12 protein-coding genes and 1 other RNA gene are annotated in these 14,142 nt (G+C 39.3%); 11 read left to right on the forward strand and 2 right to left on the reverse strand.

Going from position 1 to position 14,142, the window contains the following annotated elements; all coding sequences use genetic code 11:
• Window positions 1–98: 98 nt before the first annotated feature.
• Entirely contained in the window at window positions 99–377 is a 279-nt protein-coding gene (locus tag ACVBAX_RS15180) for a hypothetical protein (protein WP_447117747.1), read from the reverse strand.
• 709 nt (window positions 378–1,086) lie between these two features.
• On the opposite strand from ACVBAX_RS15180, the gene ACVBAX_RS15185 reads away from it, so the two are divergent.
• The 3 genes from ACVBAX_RS15185 (at window position 1,087) to ACVBAX_RS15195 (ending at window position 2,805) form a co-directional block, all read left to right on the forward strand.
• On the forward strand, window positions 1,087–1,653 hold the full coding sequence (locus tag ACVBAX_RS15185; RefSeq protein WP_447117748.1) for a helicase: 567 nt from the start codon (window positions 1,087–1,089) through the stop codon (window positions 1,651–1,653).
• A gap of 111 nt (window positions 1,654–1,764) precedes the next feature.
• Window positions 1,765–2,091: a hypothetical protein gene (locus ACVBAX_RS15190; RefSeq protein WP_447117749.1), complete on the forward strand. Its 327-nt coding sequence runs from the start codon at window positions 1,765–1,767 to the stop codon at window positions 2,089–2,091.
• A gap of 162 nt (window positions 2,092–2,253) precedes the next feature.
• The gene (locus ACVBAX_RS15195) at window positions 2,254–2,805 is read left to right on the forward strand and encodes a DUF3231 family protein (RefSeq protein WP_447117750.1); all 552 of its coding nucleotides are present in this window, start codon (window positions 2,254–2,256) and stop codon (window positions 2,803–2,805) included.
• A gap of 157 nt (window positions 2,806–2,962) precedes the next feature.
• On the opposite strand, the gene ssrS is transcribed toward ACVBAX_RS15195, so the two are convergent.
• Window positions 2,963–3,159, reverse strand: a non-coding RNA gene (ssrS, locus tag ACVBAX_RS15200) — 6S RNA.
• Between the two features lie 206 nt (window positions 3,160–3,365).
• Between ssrS and ACVBAX_RS15205 the strand changes: the two genes are divergently transcribed.
• The 8 genes from ACVBAX_RS15205 to ACVBAX_RS15240 all read left to right on the forward strand — a co-directional run bounded on the left by ACVBAX_RS15205 (window position 3,366) and on the right by ACVBAX_RS15240 (window position 13,987).
• Window positions 3,366–4,937, forward strand: coding sequence for a histidine kinase N-terminal 7TM domain-containing protein (locus ACVBAX_RS15205; protein WP_447117751.1), 1,572 nt, complete (start codon window positions 3,366–3,368; stop codon window positions 4,935–4,937).
• 122 nt (window positions 4,938–5,059) lie between these two features.
• On the forward strand, window positions 5,060–6,244 hold the full coding sequence (locus tag ACVBAX_RS15210) for a hypothetical protein (RefSeq protein WP_447117752.1): 1,185 nt from the start codon (window positions 5,060–5,062) through the stop codon (window positions 6,242–6,244).
• Window positions 6,245–6,255: 11 nt separating this feature from the next.
• On the forward strand, window positions 6,256–8,136 hold the full coding sequence (locus ACVBAX_RS15215; protein ID WP_447117753.1) for a hypothetical protein: 1,881 nt from the start codon (window positions 6,256–6,258) through the stop codon (window positions 8,134–8,136).
• Between the two features lie 104 nt (window positions 8,137–8,240).
• The gene (locus ACVBAX_RS15220) at window positions 8,241–10,943 is read left to right on the forward strand and encodes a tetratricopeptide repeat protein (RefSeq protein WP_447117754.1); all 2,703 of its coding nucleotides are present in this window, start codon (window positions 8,241–8,243) and stop codon (window positions 10,941–10,943) included.
• Window positions 10,944–10,984: 41 nt separating this feature from the next.
• The gene (locus ACVBAX_RS15225) at window positions 10,985–11,374 is read left to right on the forward strand and encodes a thiol-disulfide oxidoreductase DCC family protein (RefSeq protein ID WP_447117755.1); all 390 of its coding nucleotides are present in this window, start codon (window positions 10,985–10,987) and stop codon (window positions 11,372–11,374) included.
• Between the two features lie 14 nt (window positions 11,375–11,388).
• Window positions 11,389–12,273, forward strand: coding sequence for a TIGR01777 family oxidoreductase (locus tag ACVBAX_RS15230; protein ID WP_447117756.1), 885 nt, complete (start codon window positions 11,389–11,391; stop codon window positions 12,271–12,273).
• Between the two features lie 70 nt (window positions 12,274–12,343).
• Entirely contained in the window at window positions 12,344–12,922 is a 579-nt protein-coding gene (locus tag ACVBAX_RS15235) for a hypothetical protein (protein ID WP_447117757.1), read from the forward strand.
• 63 nt (window positions 12,923–12,985) lie between these two features.
• Window positions 12,986–13,987, forward strand: coding sequence for a helix-turn-helix transcriptional regulator (locus tag ACVBAX_RS15240; protein WP_447117758.1), 1,002 nt, complete (start codon window positions 12,986–12,988; stop codon window positions 13,985–13,987).
• Window positions 13,988–14,142: the final 155 nt, after the last annotated feature.

Raw genomic sequence — 14,142 nt, forward strand, 5'->3', positions numbered from 1 at the left:
GGAACGTAGTAATAGTTTGTATTTACGTTAATTTGGTGTTTGTTGAACAAGAGGTTCCCTTCTTGTTCAACAAATTTTCATTAATAAAAAGTGATCTTTTATTTAATTGACACAGCAATTTCGTTTAAACTATTAAGAATCGTTGGTTTATCTCCACCACAATAGAAAGCTGTTACCAACTCATAGCATGTATCCTTATTTATTAAATAACAACGATGTGTTCCCATATCGTAAACAAAGTGACTTTGTTCTTTTCCCTTTGTTCCATCAAACACTTTATAATGACCAAGGTCAAATAGTTCGCGAACACCACTTTGGGCCATGTCTAGAAATTCTTCTCTTGATACCTCTCTTAACGCTACTAGTCCTTCTTTCATATTAAAACCTCCAATATTGATTCTATAAATTATATTTTGTAATTTTATATTATAATGACTTCTAAACTAGAATAATTATAAACTAATATCTAGTATAAAGCAAATATCATTTCGAATAATTTTAAAAACTCATTATGATATCTAGGAATCTATTATCGTAATGCATCAATATGAGGTACTCGTGGATTTTTGAGTTGAATACAATGTCTTGTCCTTAATCGAGTAACCAGCAAAAGTAAAATAGGCGGAGATTTTTCCGTTAGATGAAGAATGGAGCTCGTTTTGGGGTAAATAAGGGAGGGTTTTCCGCTTATGCAAAGAAATATCTCTACTTTTCGACTTTTTTGAGTCAATAGGCGGAATCTCTCCGTTTATTTAAGCTTTTTTTAATAATAAATTATTATTAAGCGGAATTTCTCCGCCAATTTCTCAACTCGGGTGCTTAATCTGATCCACTAACCGATAAGCGCGGACCCTCTTGACCATTCATCGACCATCTTGCAAAGATAGAAACGTTAATAAATAAAAGATGTATTCGAATTCATCCGTCAATTCTTGTGTCTTTTAATAAGAAAGCACTCGAAAACAGAACCCTTAACATTAGTTGAACCCCTTTTTTTGCTATAGAGTAGGTAAGTTACCGAGGAAATTTATGAGTATTTATAGAATATCATTATATCCGTTCATCCGTTGTAAGGAGTGACTACAAATGCGTATCCCAAATGTAAAGATATACCCTGACTGCTCATTTATATCTAGAACTGTAGATGTTGGTGGCCTAACGAAACGGGAACTTATCGAGAAATTGCAACAATCCTCTATCTTGATCAATGAGTATGGAAAGAGGCTGTTGGCTGATGACAAGTTTACGACCTCTGAATTAAAGTACAGCCTGCCGACCGTTGAACTAACCGTTGGGAATCTTGGCTTTCCTGATGGAGCTACTACGGTTGAGATCTTTAACAAAGCGAAAGAACTTGGGTTAGAATTGTGTCCGATTGAATTAGGTCCCTATTTAAGACTAGAGTATTTAGATCAGCCTGAGGGGTCTTCAGGAAATCCATTACAGCAACAACAAGCTCCATCCGGCTCCATCACCATCGCATCTGAAATACTAACCGATGATGATGATTTTCCGAAAGGCTTTTATCTTAGACGAATAAACGGAGTCTTGTGGCTACGCGGATATCTGGCAGACCATCTGCATGTTTGGAATCCTGAGGACCATTTTATCTTTTGCCATAAAGGAAGAAGAGAGAAATTATCAGGGATTTAAGGAGGGGGGAGTGAACTGAGGAAGATTCTAAGTTTATGCCTTCTCTTGTTATTGGTTTCCTGTCAAACGGTAAGTGATAGTTCTTATATTACCGAAGAAGAAGTAGTAAAGGTGATACAAGAGAATGGAATTCAATTAGTTGAAGCTGATTTTCCACGAGGGAACGCTTTCGGGTCCGAATTAAGAAATGTAACGCCAGGCAGCTATCTGTTAAATGAGAAACCGTTTTTTATTTATGAATTTGAAAATGAAAAGGAAATCGAGAAGGCGATAAGGGAATTTGCTAAAAAAACCGAAACAATGGAATTAGTTTCTTCTAGTATGTTTGAAAAGAGAAATATCTTAATCTTTTATGTGCATGAACAGGATTTTGATTCAGAATTAATCCCCTTTGAAAAAGAAATACAAGGAACATTGGATCGTATAAGTGAGGGATAATGGGTCAAGGGGACAGGTATACTGTCCTATATTCACTTAAGAACTTCACTTTTGTTCATGAAAGGTCGGAAATTATTTTAGCATTTGCTGTCGCTCCCACTGCATAATTACTTGGTAAATGACAGAAATTATGGAGGATGTAGGAGTTCAGGAGGGAATGACATGTTAAATATCATAGAGACCATCATGGATGCTATGAAATCACAATCTGACCAAGACAAAGACCAACCTCTTCATGTTGGAGAAGTAATGGCGTGCTGGATTTACTTATCAGGTCTTGAATTAGCTAAAGTGTCTGTACAAGCGGGGATCAATACTACGACTGATGAGGAACTAAAAACAATTCTTGAAGAAGATTTAAAATTAGGGAACAGTCAAAGGCAAAGACTTCATGAGTTCCTGGTGAAAGAAGGGGTTCCGCTACCTCCTGCCCCGGAAGATATGCCAAAATCAGATGCCAACAGTATTCCTCTTGGCGTTAAATTAACGGATGATGTTCTAGCAAACGAATTATCTTTAAAAATTGTAAGTTTAATTATGCAAGCTGCAACTGCAGCTTCCGAATCCATCCGTACAGATGTGGGTTTATTGTTTATTCAGTTTCAAACTGAGAAATTTGCATTCGCTACTAGATTAAAACATTTAATGCGTAAACGCGGTTGGATTCGAGTCCCACCGTTTTACCTTCCACCTGGCTCCACGAATGAATCCTAAGGGACAGGGTTAACTGTCCCGCTTTTTTTATTTTGAGATATTCCAGTTTTAATGCGGAGGAATGGTTTGTTTTCTAAAAAATTCACCACTAGCTGACTTTTCTTTTTTTGACAATAAAAAAACAGCTTCCAAAGGAAACTGATCTACTTTACTATATGTATCTGCCGCAATTGCCGTATAAAGGTATAAGAAAGTTTTAAACCACCACTCCTCAAAGTGGGTGTTCGCAGAAACATTCCTGCCTGTCCTCCTTGTCGTATAGACGGAGACTTGTCATTCGTGTTTCGATGTTAAACTCCCTATTACAGCTTAAAGGTTAAAACTTTATTATGAATACGAACAATGCAGCTGATGTACTTATACTACTATGAATTGATTTTGAATTCAATGGTAATCATTCCTCATACATCCTTTAACTTACTCTTGATTACTATGAAAAGCCTCATCCAATAGAGTGGAGGGGATAATAAATATTTTCGACAACATTTGAAAAAATTCTACATTTATCATTCGCTTGTGCTAAATTAAAGGAAAATACTTTCCTATAGAGGTACCGCAAAGTGAATTCGGAATTAACCGCTTATATCACCCTTATTTGTACATCAAGTGTATTAAATTTGTATCTATTTTTTTACGTGTTTTTCAACCGTCACAAATATACGAAAATCGCCCATTTGTTTCTTCTTTATACAGCAGCTACAACGATTTATTGTTTAGGTGCTGCCTTTGGCATGATGGGTACGACCGTTGGACAATTAAAGTTTTGGACAACGATTCAATATGTGGGCATGCCCTTTTCTCCACCTTTGAGCTTATTGTTTACGATGCAGTTTTTAGGATTGAAAGTCACAAAAAAACGGATGATCGCTTTTCTGATCATACCTTTTATTAGCTTAGTGATGGTGGCGACCAATGATTGGCATCATCTTCATTATCGCGTGTTCGAAGTGGATCCAACGCTCGGAGCGCCTTATATTCACTTGGAAATCGGTAAATGGTATGTGGTTCATGGCATTTTCACCTTCTCTTGTTTGTTTGCTGGATTTGTCCTCATACTTGCGCATTGGAAGGAAACAGCCAAAACGTATCGTCCTCAATTGATCGCTCTGATGTGCGGGCAATTAGTTCCGATGATCACGGCTTTTGTTTATCTGATCGGTTTAACACCTCCAGGGGTGGACCCTGTCCCAATGGTTCGTTGGCTTGCGACGCTCTTTTATTTATGGGCGATTAGCTCTTCACGTCTATTTACGATTATGCCGATTGCTAAAGATGAGATCTTTAATAGCATTAATGATGGGGTCATGGTGTTGGATAATTCCACTAGATTGATAGAGTTTAACAAAGCCTGTAAAAAGATGTTTCCTCAATTGAACAAATCCATGTTCGGGAACGATCTTGAACAAGTTTGGGAGGATCTGTCGGGCACATCTATTCCTTTTACACTAGACGCGACCGAGCTTCATCAGGAAATCGAGGTTACAACTGCCGAGGAGGACAAAAGAATCTATCAGGTACGAACCTCGTTATTGCAGAATTCAAAAAATAACAATGGATTATTGATTATTTTTACCGATATCACAGAGGTCAAGAGACTGCAGCTTCAGTTAGAGCACCATGCATATTATGATGAACTTACCCAAATTTATAATCGCCGGGCGTTTTTTCAGAAAAGCGAACAGGATTTTGACAAGGCCATGAAAGAACGGGTTGATTTTACCGTGATCTTAATGGATATTGATTATTTTAAAAAAGTAAATGACACCTATGGACATCATGTGGGTGATCAATTACTCATTCATGTAGCAAAGGCTTGCCAAACCCAATTACAGGAAGGAAACATCTTTGCCCGATATGGCGGGGAGGAATTTGTTTTTGCAATCAAGGGGAAGACAGCCAGAGAAGGCGAAGTGTTAGCCAATAAGATACGGGCCTATATAGAAGCACACCCGCTAATATGGAGTGAAGGTGAGATTCCTGTCACGGTCAGCATGGGAGTGGCTGAAGCAACGAATAAGACAGGGACGACACTCTATCAGCTACTGAATCAAGCGGACAAAGCCTTATACCTAGCGAAAGAGAACGGACGTAATCGGGTTCAGGTTTATTTAGAACACTCAGTTATCTATTAATGCGATTAAACCCTTACAAAGTAGGGGTTTTTCTGTTTGGATCATTCTAATATACCTATTCTATTATTACGAACCTCGGAAATTTGGTATAATAGTACCAATTCATACATTTAGGTGATGCAATGCGAAAATACGATGAAGTACGAAGAAAAAAGAACACAATCATATCTGATCTAAGAGGACAAACCGAGAGCATTCAACAACTCGCGAAGGAATCTCGTAGAGTGGCAGAAATCAGTAAAAATGCTCCGGTGATCATAACCGATCTGGATCGACAATTTGAAAAGGCAACCAAATTAGAAGGAGTGGATATCACTTTTTTATTATTTGCCACCGCTCTTCAATGTGTCAGACAGTACATAATAGGAACATTGACTCAACGAACAGGAGATCAGGAAGCCGCGAAGAAGGTAAAGGGTGGAGAAAAAGAAAAATCCAATCGGTCACATAAACTTTATCATCCTTCTTTAGAGGAAATTATCACTAATCCTGTCCCGTTTGATGCGATATTCGGTAGTAGGGAACATGGTTTGAATATTGGAGGAGGATTTAATCATCGCGCTAAAACATTAGGACATGATCCGATCCTCGGCTGGATTTTTGGAACGATGAATATTGCAACAAGTACGCTGACAATCGCGGAACTGGGAATTCCGAGATCCTTCCATATTAAAACCGGTTATACAGCCCTTGGACATGCTAGAGATAAAATTGATCAAAAAGCCAATACGTTTAAAATTATAGAGTACTCGAATGAAAAGTTATTCCATGAGGGAATACAAGGAAAACAAATCATGGGTGTTTCCTTGTTAAAAGAGGCACAACATTTACGATCAGATATGTTTTCCACCGTAAGTTTGCCCCTCCCTTTAATCTCTTCGATTTCGGTAGAGTATGCAAGCAAACTAGCAGATTATGGTTTGGACATGGGGAATGTTATCAAAGTAGGGAGTCAAGCAGTATTCGCCATGTTAATTAACTCATTGGTGGCGATGATCCATGGGCTATTTTACAAGGAAAGCAAAAATGAAAGTTGGAATCTGTATTCGGTAAAAACTAGGAGAATCCTAAGTTATTCAAATGTGATAGCTTCTGCTAGCAATGTAATAGCGGTTGCTATAGCTGCGGCAATCGGAGCGAAAACAGGTAACGAAGCACTTGTGAAAAAATCGCTCAACTACTTGGACATTGGTGGCATCATGGTGACGATTTATAGGATCGTTAATGACCAAAAGTTTATTAAAGAAGTGAAACAAGAATTTATGTCACAACATTTTTACGATCTCGTCATGGGTGACAACAATTAGGAGGACCTGCCATGTCAAATAGTGTTTTCAACAAGGGAATGGTTGCAGGAGCAAGACCATTTGAAGAAAAGTTTCAGAAACAAGCAGAGAAATTTGAAACAATCGCAAAAAATATCAATCAGAAACTAGATGATATGAGTGAAATGAACGATTTTATCATAAATGAATTAAACACAATGGAAAAAAAACGTCTGTACGATTTGAATACGGTAGTCGATATCGCGGAATTAGGTGAGGATGAAAAAGAACTATTACTTGCAGTCTTGTACACTTTAGCGAATATGAGCGAACAGATAACCCCATACCAGCAAACCTTCCTGCGATCGGTAAAGAACTATTTGCAGATCACAAATGGGCAAACGGTCGTCGACCTGGCTGCGATCGAGAATATGGAAAGCATCAATGATCAAAAGGCCATTCTGCAAGTGGTAATGGAATTTCTATTTTTACAGAATGCTAGTCATAGCTACATGGATGAATACAGTGAGGTCATGGACTATTTTAGCGTAAACAAACGAGGAGTCAGAGAAATACAGGAATGCATTGACCGTATTTACAAGGCCACCGGATTACAAGGAGTGGCAGAAAACTACGGTTATGTACCCGAGGAACCTGAGGAGATCGAGGTTAATCAAGAGCAATTTACAAAAGACTACTCTTTCTTCGAAAAACAAAAAATCACAGAAAAAATGATCGTGCCAGCCGGTGAAGTAAAGACCCTGGAACATCTAAATCTCGTGTTTGAAGACTGTATTCATGTGGAAGCAGGCGGTACCTTACTCATCAAAAATTGTTCGATCAAGGCAAAGAGATCGTTAGATACGGCGATTTCATCTGATCGTGGAGAAATCACGATGGATGGATGTGTGATTGATTATTATGGATTAGACGGGAAGCAGTTTTTCACGTTGCAGAATTCGAAACTGCTCATACAGAATACGGAATTGATTGACTGTCATCGATTACTTACTGATTCGAGTGATGAGTCAGTGATTGAAATGAATAACTGCTATAGTAATGCTTTAGGGATCGGTGTTACGCATAATATGCGGACGAATCATTTATCTTTAGTCAATTGTAAGTTTACCTCATCTAATGACGGCAGTGGGGACTACTATAAGTTCAATAATAGACAGTGTGCATTTAACTCGAGAGATCTGAATGTAAAAAACTGCAGTTTTACTGATTTTAAATACGGCGTTTTTGAAATTGTGTTTCCTTTTTTCGGAAACAACAATAAGGATGCAATTAGGATCACTGAATCGGAATTTATTGCTAGTAATGGAGTGATCGATTCATCACATGGGATAAAACCAGTGGTGATTTCCAAGTGTAATTTTGTAGATTGCATAGATGTGTTTACAGGTGGAGGAACGAATGAAGAAACTCCAGTAGTATTGACGGATTGTCAATTAGTCCAATGCAGAGGACTGATTGGAAATGGCAGTGGTTCATTTCAATTTGTAAACACGATCATGGATGAAGGGTTCCTTTTTTTACAAACTAGTGGCCGTGTTAGCTTTGAAAATTGTGAAATGAGTAATTGGAATTTAACTAAGGTGTTATCAGACTTACATGCTTATAATTATTCTAAAGACATTGCGATAGAAGTAGGATTCAAAAGTGTGTTTAAAGGTTGCAAATTCACTAACATAGATACCAGAGGAAGTGATCAAGGAGTATCGGATTATTTCATAGGTGGTAACTCGAACGGTGCCTCAATTTTTGTTGACTCCTGTGAGTTTGAGAATATCCTGGTTAACAATGAAATGTTTAGAAAGGTAAAGCATTATACCTTGTACACAGGGACCATATTCACAAGAGCTAAACAAAAATCATCGTACACCCAAATGGAAATAAGAAATTGTCAGGGGATTGAAAACACGATATAGCTATTAGAGAAATGTCAGGCTCACCTGACATTTTTCTTTTTCCCAGCTGCTTAATAGTTCATGTTAAAATATTCCTATATACTAAAGCCTTTTGAGGAGTATCTATGCTAAAACCAAAACGCTCGATCAAACAATTAAAAGAAACCGCGTCCCGGCAGTTTACCGATCGTGAGGAGCCGAGACGTTCGTATATCAATGCCTTCCAATCTTTATCACCCGAACCATACAAAGTACTTGTCTATTACGGAGTGGGTGGGATTGGCAAGTCAAGATTGCAAAAAGAACTACAACATATGACCAGCTCGCTCGACCACACAGCCATTCAAGTCACGATCGATTTTCGCGAAGAAAAACACCGTGACCCGTCGGAAGCACTGATTTGGATGCGCCAGCAATTAACGCAGGAGCATCATATTAAATTTACGACCTTTGATTTAGCGTATGCCATTTATTGGAGTCGGATGAAATCGCAAATCACGATGAAGTCTGAGCGAAAGACGATTCCCTTTTTAGAAGAAGGTAGCTTTGTCGCTGAATTAATTACCCAGTTAGAAAATCTCCCGGTCGTTCAATGGATTCCGAAGACGATCAAGCTCATTGATGGCCTATCCAATTACCGGGATGTGATGCAATGGTGGAATGGAATCGGCAAAGAGATCCTAGCCGACCTAAAGGACATGCACCCAAAGGATATTGAAGACATGCTTCTGGTGTACTGGGCGGCAGATGTAATGAGCTGGTTGGAAAAAAACAACAGAAAAGCCGTGTTCTTTTTCGATACCTATGAAGCATTATGGGAAAAGGATCGTTCCATCGGTTCCTTCCATGAAAGAGACGAGTGGATTAAGGAATTGATTCTGCAATTTGACGAGGTTTCGGTCCTAAACGTCATTTGTGGACGAGAAAAACTCGTGTGGGAAAAAAGCAATTCGGAGTGGAAATCGGTAGTCGAGCAGCACTTAATGGGGGAATTATCTCCAACCGACTGCAAAAGCTTCCTGAATTCGTGCCTCATTTCAGATGAACACATCCAAGAGGCGATTATCCAAGGAAGCGAAGGACTTCCGTACTATTTAGACTTAATGGTAGATACGTATCAGCTGATCTCGAGAAAGCAAGTGCCTGAAGTCGCGGACTTTTCAAAGAGTCCAGAAGAAGTGCTTCATCGCTTTTTAAAATATTTAGATCGACCGGAAAAAGAAACCTTAAAAATCCTATCGGTTCCAAGATTTTGGACAGAGGATCTTTTTGTCGAGTTAGTTACTGAATTCAAAACCTTTTATCCCGTGACCGCCTTTCCCGAGCTTTGTGAATTTTCCTTTATTCAAGAGCTAGAACTGGACGGATCCTGGTCGATGCATAAGTTAATGAAACAAGGACTGTATCATCAGGTGGAGGATCAAACACCATCACTGTTCCAGCAAGTCCATCGGTTTCTTCATACCTATTATTCTGCAAGACTGGAACATCAGGAGGAACTTCCAACCGTTTTTGTGGAGGCTCTTCATCATGGGGAAAGGGTTCTTTCCTCCAATGAATTAGTCGACTGGCTATCCAAGTACTCCGTTGCGATGACAAATAACGGGCATTGGAGCTCGTTAATCAACGAGTACGAGAGATTAATGGAGGAATACATTGACTGGAAATTACAAACGCTGGTACAACAAGGTCTATGTGAACTGTACTTGTTAAACGGACAATATGAGTTAGCCGAAAAGCGGGCAAATAGGGCTATTCAGCTTTTCCAAATACATGGTGAAGGCCAGATTCAAATCGCGTATCTTCAAAAGAAGCTGGGAGATTTGTACCGAAATACTAATAACTATGAAAAAGCCGTGTATTCATTTGTGAGTGCGATCCATGAACTTGAAAAAATCGAAGAAGATCCACAAGTCCTACAAGAGATCGCTTGGATGGCCACTCGACTAGGAAAAATCTATAAGCTGCAATCCAAATACGACCTAGCTCAGCAATCGTATCAACTGGCATTAGACAAGTGCTCTAGGTTAACGGAATGGGGTGAACCATCAGCTGAAACTTACGCCACCCTCGGGCAAGTGCATGAAAAATTAGGAGAGTTACAGAATGATGAAGGGTCATATGGTGAGGATCTTCATCATTTTTACCAATCCATTCAAGCATATGAGCAGGCACTGTCATCGAAGGGGCTAAAAGATACCATCACGATCCGTGCGCACCAAGGCTTGGCCTATAAACGTCTGGCGGAGGCCATATCTGATAAAGAAGAGAAACTAGCACACTTCCATCAAGCGATTTCCATTTACAATGAAGTGATCGAGAAGGCACCGGAATATGTGGATGGCTATGAAATGCGAGGACATGCGTCAGTGGACCTGTTGGATCTGTACGCCGACCTAGACCAATTCAGGCCAGCCTATGAAAGCTTTCAACTCGCCGTGGAGTCTTTTGAAAAAGCGCTAGAGCTCTCAGAAGTCCAGGGCAGTTCGAGAAACAGGCTCAGTTCTGCGTATCGTTCACTAGGAAGATTGTATAGAAAACAAAAGAACTACTCATTAGCCATTGAAGCATTCCAAACTTCACTGATCAAAAGTGATGAATTGTTCCAGCATTCTCCCGAATACATTTATGCCCACAACAGTCGAGGCAAGATCTATCGGGAAATGGGAGATTGTTATTTAGATATGAAGGAAGTGGAGCAGGCCGTTAGTTCCTATAAAGAGAGTGTAGTATGCTTTAAGAAACAACTGGAACATTCGCCTGGCTCCAAGACAGCCATGGTGAATATTGAGAGATTAGAGAAATTAATCGTTCGTTTTTTAACATAAGATGAGTAAGTTAAATTCTTATATTGAAAAGAGGTGAGGGTATGAACAACATTATTTTGTTCGATGGAGAATGTAACTTTTGTAATCATAGCGTTCAATTTATCATCAAAAGAGATAAAAATGCCGTATACAAATTCACCTCGCTCCAAAGTGAAATAGGGCAAGAGATAAAAAGAAAGTACCAAGTGCCTGAACATATTGACAGCATGATCTTAGTTAGGGACGATAAGTGTTACTTTAAGTCTGCAGCAGCTCTTCGGATCAGCAAGCACTTATCAGGCGGTTGGAAGCTCTTATACGTACTATCGATCATACCAAAACCCATACGAGACTATTTCTACGATATCCTTGCCAAGAATAGATATAAATGGTTTGGAAAAAAGGATCATTGCATGCTACCGTCACCAGAAATAAGAAAACGCTTTTTATAGAGAGGGAGAGGCCTATGAAAAAAGTGGTTATAGCCGGGGGAACGGGTTTTATCGGCGAATACTTTCAAAAGGAATTCAAAGACCAAGGATACGACGTGAAAATTATCTCGAGGCAAAAACAGCATATTTCATGGGAAGACAAGGAAGATATTGTTGAAGCTCTAGAGAATGCTGAACTCTTAATTAACCTTGCAGGTAAATCAGTCAATTGCCGATACAACGAGGCAAACAGGAATGAGATCATGAACTCAAGGGTGAAGACTACAACGATCCTTGGAGAATCCATTCAAGCGTGTACCAATCCACCTAAGACATGGGTAAACTCCAGTACAGCAACGATTTATCGACACGCAGAAGATCGCCCGATGACGGAAGAAAATGGAGAAATGGGTTCGGGTTTTTCGGTAGATGTCGCAACCAATTGGGAGAAAACTTTCTTCTCCTTTGACCTTCAGAACACCAGACAAGTTGCACTACGTATAGCCATCGTTTTAGGAAAAGACGGTGGAGTCATGACTCCTTATAGAAATTTAGTGAAGTGGGGCCTAGGAGGGAACCAGGGGAACGGAAATCAAAAGTTCAGTTGGATTCACGTCGAAGACTTATTTCAAATTGTCCTATTTTTAAAAGATCGAAAAGATCTGAGCGGGGTGTTTAACTGTTCATCCCCAGCCCCTGTTAGCAATTACGAGTTCATGAATACCCTCCGAAAGACGATGGGTGTCCCGTTTGGATTACCAAGTCCGAAATGGATGTTAGAAATCGGTTCTATATTCATCAAAACCGAAACGGAATTAGTGTTAAAAAGCCGTTGGGTGCTTCCTGATCGATTACAACGTGAAGGCTATACATTTGTCTACCCAACCCTTGATCAGACCATACAGGACATACTGAACTAAGGAAGTATGAAGAAAGAGGAGTCGATTTCATGAGTAAAGGTTCCACACTCTCATTCAGCATAGTTGAGGCATGAGAAAGTTACTGATTGTCGGTTTAGTGATATTGGCAGCCATAGGACTCGGTAGTTGGGCTCTCGCTTCTGATTTTGAATTCGGTAAATTCGACGACTTTGAAGAAGCACTACAAAAAGGGATCCCTCATCAAATTAACCATATCGTTCATAAAGATAACTACGAAGGTGTAACCATTGTGATGTATACGACATTTCCCGACCAAATGGAACTACCCCTCGCAGACTATGAGGCCCTGGCTGTTGCATTTTTTAAAGGTAGCGACAAAGAAGGTTGGGAAAGCATTGGCCACCATGGATGGACTCACTATGAGAATGACAATATGACACTTTATAGTGAAGCTCTTCGTGACTACGACCATCAAGGCAATACCCTTCATGATTTTTACGTGGTGTTTGGAGAAATCAATAACCCCAATATTGTTACAGTGGAAACAAAAACACATGAGGAAGAAACCTTTGAAGAAGCGAAAATTATTAGTAGCAATGGAATACGATACTATTTCCAAATAGGAAGAGAAATGATTGTTAGAGGTCTATCTGGTAGTGGAGAAGTGATCGATAGGCAAGGTGGTTAAGACCCAGGAGGTGGGACTTCTAACTAGCTAGAAAATATGTAAAGAGTGAAAAGGGGAATTTCCATGCTTGAAGATACAACCGGTGTCCGTCTCCTCGTATTAAAAGAAATCTTTCTTCGAGAGACGGATGAAGACAATCAGCTTTCCATCAAAAAGTTGGTGGAAAAGTTACAAATAGAAATACCTGGATGTACAGCCAATGAGAAAAAAGTAAAAAAATATATCGAAATCTTGAAAGATACCGGATTTGAGATTATTGATAATACCGAAAAGTATGGGAAGAAAATCTACAGTCACCAGGATCGATTATTTGAAAAATATCAACTAAGGCTCTTAATTGATCCGATTCTATCGGCTCGCTTTATCACCGAAGAAGAAAAGAGAAACATCGTATCCAACGTGAAAAAATTGACCAGCAGCCATGTAGCAAAGTCTCTGCCAGATCCAATTGTCTACCAGCAATCTATTAATCAAGATTACAACCTAATCAAATTACATATTGATAAAATTCACGATGCCATTTTTGAAAATAAGCTGATTAAATTCCAGTACGGAGACTTTAATATTGAGAAAGAGTTTCAACTCCGTAAAGGTGGGGAGCATTATCAGATCAAACCACTGGCACTCATTTGGGAATCGGACTTTTATTACTTAATCGGCGAAGATACGAAATACAGTGAAGAAGACAATCCTCGAAACTACCGATTGGATCGAATGAGAGATGTGGTGATTACCGAAAACAAGTTTGTGAAAAATAGAAGAGACATTAGCAGCTATGTTCAGCAATCTTTTCATATGTTTGGTGGACAGGACGAATGGATGACGTTGCAATTCCAATTAAATCGAGTCGCTCTCAATGGAGTCATTGATAAGTTTGGGGTGGATGCAGACATTAGAAAGGGAGAAGACAACACCTTTATTTTAAAAGCAAAAGCGAAGCTAAGTGAAGGATTGAAGGGATGGATTCTTGGATGGGGAAGACATGTGAAAGTGTTATCTCCTCCGTCTCTTGTGGAAGATATGAAACAGGAGCTTGAGAAAATGACGAGGGCCTATGAAGAGTAGGGTGTTTTAATGAATTTATTGAAATTAAATGTCCGCCAATCGATTTTTGTTGGTTTATTTATCATAATCGTTCTCCCTATGCTGGGTTTCTTAATAGCTATTTATGCTAAGGTGCCAGAATTTTGTCCCTATTGTAAATCGCTGCATTTGTTTGA

The organism is Robertmurraya sp. GLU-23 (assembly GCF_052983275.1).

Bases quoted from the DNA above. Each gene is read 5' to 3' on its own strand.
- ACVBAX_RS15225 (WP_447117755.1), top strand. From the start codon at position 10,985: ATGAACAACATTATTTTGTTCGATGGAGAATGTAACTTTTGTAATCAT.
- ACVBAX_RS15215 (WP_447117753.1), top strand. From the start codon at position 6,256: ATGTCAAATAGTGTTTTCAACAAGGGAATGGTTGCAGGAGCAAGACCA.
- ACVBAX_RS15195 (WP_447117750.1), top strand. From the start codon at position 2,254: ATGTTAAATATCATAGAGACCATCATGGATGCTATGAAATCACAATCT.
- ACVBAX_RS15185 (WP_447117748.1), top strand. From the start codon at position 1,087: ATGCGTATCCCAAATGTAAAGATATACCCTGACTGCTCATTTATATCT.
- ACVBAX_RS15240 (WP_447117758.1), top strand. From the start codon at position 12,986: ATGCTTGAAGATACAACCGGTGTCCGTCTCCTCGTATTAAAAGAAATC.
- ACVBAX_RS15220 (WP_447117754.1), top strand. From the start codon at position 8,241: ATGCTAAAACCAAAACGCTCGATCAAACAATTAAAAGAAACCGCGTCC.
- ACVBAX_RS15235 (WP_447117757.1), top strand. From the start codon at position 12,344: ATGAGAAAGTTACTGATTGTCGGTTTAGTGATATTGGCAGCCATAGGA.
- ACVBAX_RS15210 (WP_447117752.1), top strand. From the start codon at position 5,060: ATGCGAAAATACGATGAAGTACGAAGAAAAAAGAACACAATCATATCT.
- ACVBAX_RS15230 (WP_447117756.1), top strand. From the start codon at position 11,389: ATGAAAAAAGTGGTTATAGCCGGGGGAACGGGTTTTATCGGCGAATAC.
- ACVBAX_RS15180 (WP_447117747.1), bottom strand. From the start codon at position 377: ATGAAAGAAGGACTAGTAGCGTTAAGAGAGGTATCAAGAGAAGAATTT.